Below are 13,129 nucleotides of genomic sequence, written 5' to 3'. Positions count from 1 at the left end.
AATTACCACCAACCTCACTGAAACAGCCAGAGTCAGACATCGACTTTCTGCGGTATCCACAGATGCATTAGGGCGGGCGATGACAGCCGGATTATTACTGACATCGGGCATGAAAACCAAGTTTGCGCGAGTCAATCTCCGGATTAAGGGAAATGGCCCAATGGGTGGTTTAATGGTCGATGCCGGGGTCGATGGGACTGTCAGAGGCTATGTTAACAATCCCCATGTAGAAGTACCGCTTAATGCTGCTGGTAAACTAGATGTGGGTGGTGCGATCGGACGTGAAGGTTTTGTCTATATCTTTCGAGATCTGGGTTATGGTCGTCCTTACTCTAGTACTGTGGAATTAATCTCTGGGGAAGTTGGTGATGATGTCGCCCATTATCTATTTAGTTCCGAGCAAACTCCTTCGGCATTGGTTTTAGGCGTATCGATGAATACCCAGAGCGTGCAGTCTGCGGGGGGAATCTTAATTCAAGTTTTGCCAAAAGCCTCACAGGATGAGTCGTTGGTAACACTATTAGAATCCAGAGTCAGCGGTTTGCAAGGATTCACACCTTTATTGCAATCGGGTAAAAATCTACCCGACATTTTAGAGGAATTATTAGGCGATTTGGGCTTGAAGATCTTTCCTGATGAAAAGGAGTTGAAATTTGACTGTCCTTGTTCCGAACAGCGGATGTTGGGCGCACTCAAATTGTTAGGAACAGATGAACTTAATGATATGATTGCCACAGATAAAGGTGCTGAAGCTACCTGTGATTTTTGTGGAGAAATCTATCACGTTAGTGAGGAAAAACTCGCTCAATTAGTAGGGGAATTACAAGTCCAAAATTAGATCTAGATGCTCATGAATGAAAGAAACTTTGGTTGAGTGTGTCGGGTTTTTTGTCTTTTAACCCAGCCTACCGATCTTTGCTCTGAGCTAGTTCCAAGTTAAGTTTTTTAGAAGAGGCTTCGCCAACGCGAAAAAATGGAGTAGAGCTATGCCCTAATGGTAAACTCTACTCCATTTTTACAATAAACTCACATCTTGCACCAGCGAAGTACACTCCTCGAGTTTCCTTCTCAGAATTAGGCTAGATCCCCGACTTCTCGATCCGCGAAGTCCAATATTTAACCTTTTGCAGTATGGTCGGCGGAGATCTGAGAGTACCCTAAATTCTAATCCGCTGTCGTAATAGATTCAAACACTGAGAAGCTGACATGTGGCGAATCAATTCTCGTTCTCGCTGACTTCCTAACTGGTACTTAATCCCCTCTACACCACCATCTGGATCGGCAATCCCAATATACACCAACCCGACAGGCTTACATTCAGTACCCCCACCAGGCCCAGCAATTCCGGTGATACTCACGCCCCAATCAGTCCCCAATTTAGCCTTCACCCCCACCGCCATCTGACGCGCGACGGTTTGGCTCACAGCACCTTCGGTAGCTAGATCTTCGGAATTAACACCCAATAGATCGATTTTAATCCGATCGGCATAGGAAATAATGCCCCCCAAAAAATACTCAGAACTGCCTGGTATATCTGTGAGCATCTGCCCCAAACCACCACCAGTACAAGATTCTGCAACTGATAAAGTTTGCCCCTGAGCCTTTAATAATTGTCCGACAACACTAGCTAAAGTATCCTCGTCAGTACCATAATAATCTACTCCTGCAATTTGTTTAATTTCCTGGACGATCGGTTCGATTAAAGCATTCGCTTCAGCCTCATTCGCAGCCCTAGCCGAAATTCGCAACCGCACCTCGCCCTTACCTGCATAGGGAGCAACAGTTGGATTAGTCGAGTTAAACAAGTGATTCACCTTTTCAGCCAAGGCTGCTTCGGGAATGCCAAAAAAGCGGAGACTGCGACTATAGATTGGATTTTGTCCGTAACCCTGGGTTTTTAAAAATGAAACGGCTGTATCCCGCCACATCCGGTGCATTTCTCGCGGTACGCCAGGAAAAGTAAAGATTGTCAGTCCCTCCCGTGGTTGCCAAATCATCCCTGGAGCAGTCCCCGTGGGATTGGGTAACAAAGCCGCTCCTGCGGGTTGGAGAGCCTGTTTGCGGTTACTAGGAGTCATTTTGCGCCCGTGTTGCGCGAATTTATGCTCAATATCAGCAATAACTTCAGGAAATTCGACTAGGGGCGTATTAAAGTAGCTAGCGATCGATTCTGTCGTCAGATCGTCTGGTGTCGGGCCTAAACCACCTGTAAAGATAATAATACTCGATCGAGTCGCCGCAATCTCGATCGCTTGATGGACTCGATCGACATTATCCCCCACCACGGTTTGATAAAAATGCGGTACGCCCAGTGCGGCTAGTTCTTTAGCTAGATATTGAGAATTACTATTGAGAATATCACCGAGCAATAATTCGGTACCGACACAGATTACTTCAGCAGACATAGTTATTAAATTAGTTGAAAGTTGAAAGCGATGCCCTACTTGTAATGAGTGTAGCCGATCTGCCGATCGAGATTGTTGAGATCGATAAATCCTGCTGCCTATGTCAATCGCGGTCATGTTCTAACAGCCTCGGGGGTTGCCACACTGAAAAAATAGCAAAAATAGTAAGAATGTTGGTTGTCGATCGAGCTTCATTTAAAACCGTTGGCATAGATTGATAAAATGCTAGAATTTTTGGGTACCTCGATCGGGTAAAAATATGGCTTATAACAACTTTACGCTACCTGATGTTACCGATCGATTTGAATTGAGTTTATTTGGATCGCCTTTTTGTCAGGATTTACCAGTTGCCATTCCGAGCGAGCTATTTTTAGCCATTTTTAGCGAATGGTTTCCATTAGCACAACAAGCTAGATCTGAAAAAGCTAAATCTGAACTGTTAATTAGTCCAGTATTGCTAGAAGTCAGAAAGCTAGTCCATAATTCAGTTGAGTTGTTCTCTGGTGAGGAATTTAGTGTCGATAAAGATCGTGGGCTAAATGGATTTTGTGACTTTCTCTTGAGCAAATCGACAACTCCTTATCTCATCCAAGCTCCTGTATTAATGTTGGTAGAAGCCAAACGTGGAGAATTAGATCTAGGTTTGGGTCAGTGTATCGCTGAAATGGTCGCAGCACAATTATTCAACGCCAGCAAAGGCAAAGCAATTCCCGTTATTTACGGTAGTGTTACTAGTGGTAGATTGTGGCAATTTCTCAAGCTTGAGGAAAAAAATGTGACAATCGATGCCAATGAGTACCAGATTATGCCCGTCGAACGGATTTTGGGTATTCTCAAGTGGATGATCGAGAGTCAAGGCTGAACGGCTCTCCCGCATCTATGGGGGAGAGCCGAATCGTCTATGGAGATAGATAGGTATACTGAGCCAGACTGTTTTCGTAATTTTGCAACAAGCGTTGAGCTTCGGTAATCGAGATCCGATTGTCGAGGAGTGCTTGTTCGGCTTTTTGGCGAATACTTTCGATTAAGTCTTCGACATCATACTGGACGTAGCCAACGACTTCCTTCATCGTATCGCCTTTGACGACGTGTTCGATCTTGTAGCCCTTGGGCGTAAGTTTGATATGAACGGCATTTGTATCGCCAAATAAGTTGTGGAGATTGCCCATGATCTCTTGATATGCACCGCCTAAAAATAAGCCTAAATAGTAAGGTTTATTAGGTTCGAGGGAATGCAATTCGAGCACATGTTTGACATCTTTGAGATCGATAAATTGGTCGATTTTACCATCGCTATCGCAGGTAAGATCGGCTAAGATTCCACGTCGAGTGGGTTCTTCATCTAACCGATGAATCGGCATAATCGGGAACAGTTGATCGATCGCCCAACTGTCTGGAGCTGACTGGAATACAGACAGATTGATATAGTAGATTGAAGCCATGATTTGCTCCAGCTCTTCTAAGTCTTCGGGCATATATTCCTCGCGTTTGGCGATGTCGAGGATTTTTTGACAACAAGCCCAGTAGAGTTGTTCGGCGCGAGAACGTTCGGTGATGGTGAGATAACCAAATTTGAATCTGCTCAGGGCTTCTTCTTTAAATTGGTTGGCATCATAGAAAGCTTCCCGATAATTTTCAGGGGTGATGCTTTCGTATGTTTCCCACATATTCCGAATGATTTGATGCTCGGGATTGGTAGTAGGTTGGGGTAAATCTGTCCGCACTTCGCAGGTACTCAGGACATCAAAAATTAATACGGATTGATGAGAAGCGATCGCTCGTCCGCTTTCACTAATTAATGTGGGAACGGTAATATTTTTCTCATTACAACTTTCGCGCACTTCGGCCACAATATCATTGGCGTAGTTTTGGAGATCGTAGTTTTTGGACGCATGGAAATTAGTCTGAGAACCATCGTAATCGATGCCCAAACCGCCACCAACATCGAGATATTTCATGTTCGCGCCCAGTTGGACGAGTTCGACATAGATTTTACTGGCTTCGCCAATCGCATCTTTGATCACCGAGATCGAAGAAATTTGGGAGCCAATATGGAAGTGCAGCAGTTGGAGTGAATCGAGCATATCGACTTCTTTGAGTCGATCGACGACAATAATGATTTCAGGAATAGTCAGCCCAAATTTAGCGCGATCTCCGCTCGATACGCCCCAGCGGCCGATTCCTTTGGCGTTGAGTTTAGCGCGGACACCGAGATTAGGCTTGATACCCAAGGCTTTCGCTGCGGCGATGGCGATTTCGACTTCTTCGATCTGTTCGAGGACGATAATCGGCGTTTGGTCTAATTTCTGCGCTAGCATCGCCGTTTCGATGTATTCGCGATCTTTATAGCCATTGCAAATTAGCAAGGCTCCAGGATTATCTAGCATGGCGATCGCAATGATTAGCTCTGCTTTAGAACCTGCTTCTAGCCCAAGTTGATAGGGTTTGCCAAATTTGACCAGATCTTCGATTAAGTGCTTCTGTTGGTTGCATTTAACAGGAAATACCCCTTTGTAGACACCACCGTAGTTATAACGAGCGATCGCTTTCGCAAAACAAGCATTCAGCCGCTCGATTCGGTGCTCTAAGATGTCCGAAAATCGGATCAGAAGGGGAAGAGCCAAATTGCGTTGTTGGAGGGACGTAACCAGCTCATAGAGGTCTAGAGAGCCACCACGATCGCCTTGAGGAGCTACCGTCACATGTCCCGCTGCATTAATTGAAAAATAGGGTTCGCCCCAACCTTGAATCCGATACAAATGCTCGCTGTCCTCGATCGTCCAAGCTGCTTTTGGCTCGTCAGCTCGACGCTGCTGTTTTACCACCACTTTAGCTTCATCCTGAGGATCTACGGTACTCTTCAACAATTGATTCAATTCCGCAGCTACGGTTGCATCTGGTAGCTCTAGTCCCACATTTTTTTTAGCCACTGCCTATTCCATTTTCCCTATCGAACGAATTCTCGTCTGCAATCTTAACGCATTATTCAAGGATCTCTCGATCGTTTCTATGCACTCTCTCTAACATACCCCAGAGATCGAGCGAAATTTAGTAATTAACGCAAGTTGCTGGGGAGCGGGGAGCGGGGAGGAGATATAATTACCATTCACTGTCCACTATCCGCAACTTTCAACTTTCAACTTTCAACTAGATTTAAAGCTTAATCCCCAATGCTTTCAAGGTCATCGGGCCAACATCACCATCGGCGGTTAAGCCCTTCTTACTTTGAAACTTAATTACGGCATCTTTAGTTTTTTGGTCGAAGAAGCCATTGACAGGAGTGGGGAATCCAGCATGGGTTAAACCTTGCTGAATTCGGGTAATTACCGACCCGTTATCGCCCATCCGAAACAGCGTGACGATCGAGAATCCAGAAATCGGGCATCGATCCATTTTAGCGGCAGTTTGGGCACCAAAGTTGCCATCAACAGTCATCAAATCATTGGGATTATATTTATTCCAGAGCGTCTGAAAAGCTTTTACGCCTAGATCGTCAACATCTGTACGACCATTGTCTTCAAAGAAATGCACGGGATCGTTTCCACCGAGCCAGTGCCAACCATGTGCCAGGAGATATGGTTTCCAAGCATTATAATTATTGACATCGATCGCTAAACCATTTTCATGGTTGCTGCGACCTGGTTTGGCAGCCAAAGGGATTAATTTTGGATCGCGCTGATACACTTGATAGAGAATATGTTGTTGGGCGACGGTACGATAGGCAGAGTTAATTGTCATTTTTAGGCTGGGCTGCTTGGCAATTCCTGCACGGAGAGCCGCACGCAAAGACTCTTTGGCTCCAGATTGAAGATAGAGATTAAGATGCGGTTCGCCAGAGCTGCTAATCCCAGGTAAGCTCTCAAAGTTAACTAAGATACTAGCCTGCAAGGTATTCATTTGAACGATAATTTGCCGACTCAAGCCACTTACTCGTCCGGTATCGACGTTGCGTGATTGAATCATCGTGTCGATCGCTTCTTTTACTGTAGTCATTAAGTTAGGGGTTAGGGGGTTTTTCTGAGTTAAGGTAAAAATACTACTTTTCTCCATATCCACTAGACACGGAAATAACCTCAAACGATCTTACCCTTCAGTCAAGATTCAATCGGTAAGAATTAAAAATTCTTAGGGAAATGTAGCTGAACTTATATTAAGTCCGATAAACTTTCCCAATGCGTGCTAGCCTAACACCCAATCCTCAAGTTCTGATTATCTACAACCCCGCAGCGGGGCAGTCCTCCAATTTAAAGAATACACTCGATCGAGTCGCAAATTTGTGGCGCGAACGTGGTTGGCAAGTCCAAATCGCTGCCACCACCGCACCAGGCGATGCTACCAGCAAGGCTCAACAAGCAGCGCAAGCAGGCTATCACGCAGTAATTGCGGCTGGAGGCGACGGTACGGTCAATGAGGTGATGAATGGCTTAGTCGGTACCACCACCGCCTTGGGCACACTGCCATTGGGGACGGTGAATATTTGGGCACGAGAAATGGGTTTATCGATGGATATGCTCAAGGCTGCCGAAAGTTTAACTAAGTCAGAATTAGCCCAAATTGACGTAGGCATGGCGGGAAATCGCTATTTCCTGCTGATGGCGGGAATTGGATTTGATGCGGCGGTAACGGCGAATGTATGTGCCAAAGAGAAGAAAAGACTGGGTGCGATCGCTTATATCAAACAAGCAATTCAAATTGCCTGGAATTTTCGCGGTGTGCGACTGAAATTGCGGATCGATGGCAAGCGAGTGCGGGGTAAAATTTTGATGGTAGTCATCGGCAATAGTCAACTCTATGGTGGAGTGGTGAAATTCACCGCCCATGCGACGATTGATGATGGATTATTAGACATTTGCGTGATTAAAGGTCGGGGGATGCTATCCGCTCCACAACGGCTAATTTCGATTTTTGCTCGTCACTATAATCGCGATCCGCTGGTGAAATATTACCAAGCCAAACAAATTGAGATTGGCGGTAAGCGGGGAAAGGCTCTCCCCGTGCAAGTAGATGGCGATTATCTGGGTACAACGCCGATGAGTTTTCAAGTGGTTCCGAGTAGTCTCTGGGTTTTGGTTCCACCCAATGCCGATCGATCTTTATGGCAATCTGAGGGGTAAGGCAGAATTCCCGACTTCTTGGAGAAGTCGGGAATGTAGCGTAATAATCTAGCTCTCTTCTGTTGTTGCTTCTGTGGCAGTTTCACCTTCGGCTGCCGTGTCTTCAGACACTTCTGGTTCCGCCACCTTGATGACTGGAGGCTTGGCTTTGCTAGGTTTTGGACCTCTCATCAGAGCGAGATTTTCAGGTGCTTTAGGTTCGTCTCTTTTGTTGGAGTCTCTTCTACCACCTTTGTCTGCACCACGATTGGAGCTACTTTTCTTGCTAGGTGCTTCGGAAGATTTGGGGGTACCGTCGCTCTCAACTGGGGGATTTTGACGATCGGCTTTCTTGATTGGACGGTCTACCATTGTTCGGTTTTGAATTACTATTGGTATCTTAGCTTGTCAGGGCGCAATCTCTCAGGCTTATCTGCAACATCGAAAGATTTGAGTCTACTTTGTAATGATGCCCACGATCGCGATCGTTTACTCTATTTTCTTTAACATTACTTTGCACAAAGTTGATTTCTAGGCAGGTCTTACCTATACTGGGACCCGATGCACAATCGACTAGAACGAATTGAATCGGTGAAGGCGGGTAGTCTGGGTGGGATTGCCGCAGGGATGAGCTATTGTCTGATGATGACAGTAGAGCGATTTGTGTTGGTTGGATCTTTTAGATCGATCGTCAGTCTGGGTTTAGAATTAGCGATCGCGATTGTCAGTGGTTTTCTGTTTGGGGTCACTTACCGTTATATCATTCGGATCGATCGCAACGATCATCTCAATTCTGGTGCGGTATTAGCTTTTGGGTTAGTACGCGGTTTAGCACAGGTAGATGTCAGTGAATTTGAGTTATCCCAAATCTGGATGGATGGGTTAATAGTCGGCAAAAGTATACTATTGTTTGCGATCGCTCGGTATGCGCTAGATTATTCGCTGGCTAAGGGTTTGGTGTTATCTTTTCCTCAACATAGTCAGTCTGAATCGATCGCCGGATCTAATCGCGAACTCGAACGAGAGTTTGCAACGAATTTAATAGATGGATTGAATAAATAAATAAATTTATAGTCAATATTGGCAGTTGAATTGACGGTCTCGATCGGTTTAATCATTGACAATCTTAAAACTTTAATCCCACAACCTCCGCCCCTGACGAGTATGCAACCGCTCGTGTGCGTCTGTTAGTAACTGTGGAATATTCAATTCTTGCGGACACCGAGGCAAACAATCCCCGCACTCGTTACAGCGATTGGCTTTCATCCCTGGAAACCAATGTCCAGCATTTTCAAACATCTGATAACGGTATTGTCCGTAATCAGTCAGATTGTAAGCAACTGAGAGATTTCGCAGCCGTAATACTTCGGGTATATTAATCTGGGCGGGACAAGGTAAGCAAGCATAACATTGACTGCACAGATCGGGATCGAGACTGGTTTGCAATTGTCGCTCTAATCGATTGCTAATTTCCATCTCAACATTCGTCAGTGGATAGTCTGCATCGGCGACATCAAGAGAGGGATATAGTTCGTCAGGATTTGCAGCACCGAGACTGAGGGTACTAATCCGATCGTCTGCCAATAACCACCGATAATTAAATGCTAGGGGTGTTAATGGTTCGCACAATTCGACTAAATTAGGCGGTGGGGTGTAGAGTTTCCCGCCTTTATCCGCAGGGGAAATGATAAATATCCCCATGTCATGTTTACTCGCGAGTTCGATCGCGGGAGCCAGCCTTTGGTAGAAGTAATAATAATGAAGGTTGATAAACTCAAATAATTTTGTCTCGATCGCGGCGAGAATCAGCTCTAGACTACCATGAGTCGAAAATCCGACATGTCTGACCTTACCGGACTCGATCGCATCTGCAATCGCCGGATAACAGCCATCTGTCGCCCAATCTAAATGCTCCTGGGTATTAATCCCGTGAATTGCCAAACAGTCGATATATTCGAGCTGCAAGCGTTCTAAGGATTCGTCGATCCACTGTGCCATTAATGCTCGATCGGGTGTCGGCGGCAGTTTGGTCGTAATATACAACTGGGATCTGTCGATCGGCAGTTCACGCTGGAGAGCCAATCCCAAATACGTCTCACTTTGTCCGTATCCCCGCGCTGTTTCTAGATGGTTGATTCCAGTGGAAATTGCTTTATGGATGGTTTGATAAGCTATTTCAGGATCGGCCAAACATCGCATTGTCCCTAAGGAAAATGCCGAAAGTAGCAAATTAGTTCGACCAAAACGACGGTAGTGCAATTAGGGGAAAGGGGAAAGAGGTAAGGGGAAAGAGGGAAGGGGGGGAATCAGGATTGAATTTACAATCTGTTCCTACGCTTTCAACTGATTATTTAATTCCTGATTTTTTGAGCAAGTGGGGAATTTGACCGATCTTTTTGGCGACGGGAATTTTCGCGCGTTTATAAGTCTCGATTCGTTGTTGGATGGTATCTGCATGATAGATCGGTTTGGACAGAGTGTGACTCAAAACGATCGCGGCATCAGTAAGGGGGTGGGGTGTATTGGCATGAATCCCGGCTAAGTAAGCTACGACAGGTTTTCCCTGTTGTGCTAGCAGATAGGCAGCCGTAGCAGCTTCAGAATCCCAGCAAATATCGCCGACAAGCACGATCGCTTTGGTCAGGGGGTCTGATTGTAGCCATTCTAGCCAGCGGCGACAGGAGGAGCCAACCAGTGGATCGCTACCAATATGAATGACGATCGATTGACCTAGATTTGCCTGATTTAATTCACTGGCAATTTCGGCGGTTAAACTCTGATTGCGGCTAATAATTGCTACTTTTCCAGGGCTAAATAATTGGGGCTGATAAATACCTAATAATAATCGATCGGGAATAATAATCCCCGCGCTGCCAGAACCGAGAATCAATGTATTGGTGATACTGGCTTGACGCAATAGTCTGATTGTATCTAGCGGCGGTACGCCTCTGGTAATAATTATTAGCTGGGGAATACCTGCCGCAATTGCTTCGAGAGCGGCATCTAATACCTCATAAGCAGGCACAAAAATCAAACTAGTCTCAATGGGACCTAATGTCTCTTGAGCCTGTTCTACTAAGTCGAATATCGGCAGACCTTTCAGTAGTTGTCCCCCTTTTCCCGCGCTAACAATCCCCACAAGCTGAGTACCATAAATTTGCATTCGACCGATCGCGGCAAGTACTAGAGGGTTGTCCACTCCTTGAATTAAAATACGGCTATCTAGTTGAAGATCGATCGTCATTGGGGGGATGGTGGATAGTGAATAGTGGATCGTAAATTAACGCAATCTCGCCAGTTTGGTACCATCCATTTTTAAAAACCTATCGATCTCCACATATTTCTGGCGATTAGTTCAATGGAGACGTGAGGCGATGGAAATAGACCCATGTCAGTATTCTTTTGGGTAAGTCACTCGATCTACAGTAGATTACTGTCTAGCAATCTCTAGTGTCTGCGCGATTGCCAAATCGAAATTTGTGACGAGCTTAATCGATAATGGGAGCAATCCAGCTAGTCGATCGAGATCCTGTTCCAAGACTCGCCAGATAATCGTGAGATTTCGCTCCTGCGACAAATATTGGATCGCTTGTTGACAACTATCGATCTCACTCCCCACAAAGTTGACTAGTAAAACATCGATAGTAGGTGACTGGACGGGACCTTGATTGTAAATGCCAACGCGATCGAGTGCAATCTGGATTTCTTCCCGACAAGCAGGATTGACGACGATACATTGTCCCACTTGTCCACCTCCTTGAGCGATGCCATCCAACATGGCAAGGGCTAACCCATTACCACTACAGAGGATGCTGATATTCCCAACATCGGTAAAGAGTGGCGATAGCGTTCCCAGTCGATTGCGAGCAACATCCACAATTTGCCAAGGTTGAAGATTTGGATGTCTGCCCACAGCATAATGATTGACACTAATTTTGCCATCTAGTGCCATCACCGCACCATTACGATCGACACCTAATGGATTGATCTCTACTAAGTCTAAATCCTGAGACCGCATCAAGATATACATTTTCTCGATAATCTCACTGACAGCCAGCATCAAGTCACCTTCAAGTCCCATTTTTAAAGCAAGACGACGGGCATAAAAAGATGAGAACTCATCATAGACGACTACCTGATGAATGCGATCGAGGATGGCATTAATATTCATCCCCCCATCACTCGATCCTAGTAACACCGGACGACAGGCTAATCTATCGATCACGATTGCCAGATAAAATTCCAGGCTGGTATTATACTTAGCTTCCGCTAATAGTACTTTGGGATATTCACCCAAAATCGGCAAATTAAAGATCGTCCGCGCCGCCGCGATCGCATCGATGGTATTCTCGACAAATCTAATTCCCCCAGCTTTGCCACGATTGCCCACACTCACCTGCGATTTTAATACGACTGGATAGGGAATCCGCAAAGCTTTGAGATCTGTCGGTCGATCGATCCTTTGAGATGGTAACACTGGAATTCCGACCTCGCGGAATAATTCTTTAGCTTGGTACTCTAGTAAATCCATGTAGCGGAGGGTTCGGAGATAGTGGATAGTAGATTGTAAATCGTGGATGGTCAGTGTCAAACTCAGCGATTACTACCGATAGTAATCGCCATTTTCACAAAAAGCGGGCATAAATTAATACCATTCACTATTGACTATCCACTAATTTAATCTTTTGCTGGGGCTTCCACCTCAAATTCCCCTGTGGGGCTAACTGTAACTTTACCACCAGTGGCTCTGATTTCGGAGATCGCTCGCTTAATCACGAAATCATCTACCGCCGCACCTAGAACCATATTCCAGGCGTCGAATCGCGCCCGTTTGCTACCAGGGTTATGGGCTAGGTAATTAGCAGTATCTTGGGAAACCCGAGCGACATTTTGACTCTCTAGATCGGGATATTTCTTGGCCCAGCTTGCCGCAGTCAGCATTGAATTACGAGCATCAGGTACTTTTCCTAAAAATAATAACTCATCTACTGCTTTAAGTCTCCAGATATAATAACTGCGATCGGGTACTTGTGGGGATAGTGACTTCAAGCCGCGATTCATTAAGCTAACCGATCGTTCTGGCTCTCCAGCATAGAGAGCAGCAGTATTCGAGAGATAATAATAAGCATAGAGAAAGCGAGGGTCGCGAGCGAGGATCGCATCAAAATAGTCCATTGCTGCTCCATACCCAGATTTCTTCCGTACTTCCCCATCACCAAAGTATTGGAGAAAATCCATAAAATGCCAGTCAGCTACAAGATTATTAAATCCAAACGCTGGTAACATTTTGGCAATTGCAAGTTGAACCTTCGTTTTAGTCTCCTCTTGCTCAAGTTCGGCTTTGTTGAGAATTTTATGCTTATGTTTGAGTGATGCTAATTGAGGAATTTGGAGATAGACGACGATGGTAAACACTCCCACAATACAGCCGATCTGTCCGAATAGTGTTGGCGATACTTGGGATAATTTTGCTCTAAATTTGTCCCGACCTGAAGTTGGTATAGATACTGACATAGATTAGCTAACTTCGATCCAAAATGATAGTTAATAGCCGAAAATTGGTAACTTAAAGAAATAGCTCTAGCCTGACTCAGACCTAAGAGCTACCCACCCGATTACCAGGAGTAGAGT

The 13,129-nt window shown here is 45.3% G+C and carries 12 protein-coding genes; 4 read left to right on the top strand and 8 right to left on the bottom strand.

Annotated features, from left to right (window positions below):
* The first annotated feature begins 1 nt into the window (after window position 1).
* The gene (gene hslO / locus RMO55_RS01560) at window positions 2-838 is read left to right on the top strand and encodes an Hsp33 family molecular chaperone HslO (protein WP_310422450.1); all 837 of its coding nucleotides are present in this window, start codon (window positions 2-4) and stop codon (window positions 836-838) included.
* Between the two features lie 319 nt (window positions 839-1,157).
* Here the strand turns inward: hslO and RMO55_RS01555 are convergent, their stop codons facing one another.
* Window positions 1,158-2,405 (bottom strand): competence/damage-inducible protein A, encoded by a 1,248-nt coding sequence (locus tag RMO55_RS01555; protein ID WP_310422456.1) that lies wholly within the window; start codon window positions 2,403-2,405, stop codon window positions 1,158-1,160.
* 259 nt (window positions 2,406-2,664) lie between these two features.
* On the opposite strand from RMO55_RS01555, the gene RMO55_RS01550 reads away from it, so the two are divergent.
* Window positions 2,665-3,267, top strand: a complete 603-nt coding sequence (locus tag RMO55_RS01550) for a hypothetical protein (RefSeq protein ID WP_310422447.1) — start codon at window positions 2,665-2,667, stop codon at window positions 3,265-3,267.
* 37 nt (window positions 3,268-3,304) lie between these two features.
* Here RMO55_RS01550 and speA read toward each other — a convergent pair whose 3' ends face one another.
* The gene (speA, locus tag RMO55_RS01545) at window positions 3,305-5,320 is read right to left on the bottom strand and encodes a biosynthetic arginine decarboxylase (RefSeq protein WP_396134146.1); all 2,016 of its coding nucleotides are present in this window, start codon (window positions 5,318-5,320) and stop codon (window positions 3,305-3,307) included.
* A 238-nt stretch (window positions 5,321-5,558) separates the two neighbouring features.
* Complete coding sequence (locus RMO55_RS01540) at window positions 5,559-6,398, bottom strand: peptidoglycan-binding protein (RefSeq protein ID WP_310422444.1); 840 nt, start codon at window positions 6,396-6,398, stop codon at window positions 5,559-5,561.
* A gap of 179 nt (window positions 6,399-6,577) precedes the next feature.
* On the opposite strand from RMO55_RS01540, the gene RMO55_RS01535 reads away from it, so the two are divergent.
* The gene (locus tag RMO55_RS01535; protein ID WP_310422441.1) at window positions 6,578-7,519 is read left to right on the top strand and encodes a diacylglycerol kinase family lipid kinase; all 942 of its coding nucleotides are present in this window, start codon (window positions 6,578-6,580) and stop codon (window positions 7,517-7,519) included.
* A 48-nt stretch (window positions 7,520-7,567) separates the two neighbouring features.
* On the opposite strand, the gene RMO55_RS01530 is transcribed toward RMO55_RS01535, so the two are convergent.
* On the bottom strand, window positions 7,568-7,870 hold the full coding sequence (locus tag RMO55_RS01530; protein ID WP_310422438.1) for a hypothetical protein: 303 nt from the start codon (window positions 7,868-7,870) through the stop codon (window positions 7,568-7,570).
* A gap of 189 nt (window positions 7,871-8,059) precedes the next feature.
* On the opposite strand from RMO55_RS01530, the gene RMO55_RS01525 reads away from it, so the two are divergent.
* Complete coding sequence (locus RMO55_RS01525; protein WP_310422435.1) at window positions 8,060-8,560, top strand: hypothetical protein; 501 nt, start codon at window positions 8,060-8,062, stop codon at window positions 8,558-8,560.
* A 72-nt stretch (window positions 8,561-8,632) separates the two neighbouring features.
* On the opposite strand, the gene RMO55_RS01520 is transcribed toward RMO55_RS01525, so the two are convergent.
* From RMO55_RS01520 to RMO55_RS01505, 4 genes are all read right to left on the bottom strand, one after another.
* Window positions 8,633-9,757, bottom strand: coding sequence for an aldo/keto reductase (locus RMO55_RS01520; RefSeq protein ID WP_310422432.1), 1,125 nt, complete (start codon window positions 9,755-9,757; stop codon window positions 8,633-8,635).
* Window positions 9,758-9,845: 88 nt separating this feature from the next.
* Complete coding sequence (locus RMO55_RS01515; protein ID WP_310422429.1) at window positions 9,846-10,742, bottom strand: CoA-binding protein; 897 nt, start codon at window positions 10,740-10,742, stop codon at window positions 9,846-9,848.
* Window positions 10,743-10,928: 186 nt separating this feature from the next.
* Window positions 10,929-12,029 carry an ATP-grasp domain-containing protein gene (locus RMO55_RS01510; RefSeq protein WP_396134145.1) on the bottom strand — a complete coding sequence of 367 codons (1,101 nt, stop codon included), beginning with the start codon at window positions 12,027-12,029 and terminating at the stop codon, window positions 10,929-10,931.
* Between the two features lie 146 nt (window positions 12,030-12,175).
* Window positions 12,176-13,012, bottom strand: a complete 837-nt coding sequence (locus tag RMO55_RS01505) for a hypothetical protein (protein WP_310422423.1) — start codon at window positions 13,010-13,012, stop codon at window positions 12,176-12,178.
* Between the last annotated feature and the right edge of the window lie 117 nt (window positions 13,013-13,129).

The sequence above is a fragment of the Chamaesiphon sp. VAR_48_metabat_135_sub genome (genome assembly GCF_031418915.1).
Classification (GTDB): Bacteria; Cyanobacteriota; Cyanobacteriia; order Cyanobacteriales; family Chamaesiphonaceae; genus Chamaesiphon.
The sequence above is the reverse complement of the archived record's forward strand: the minus strand, read 5'-3'. Positions and strand labels throughout refer to the sequence as shown.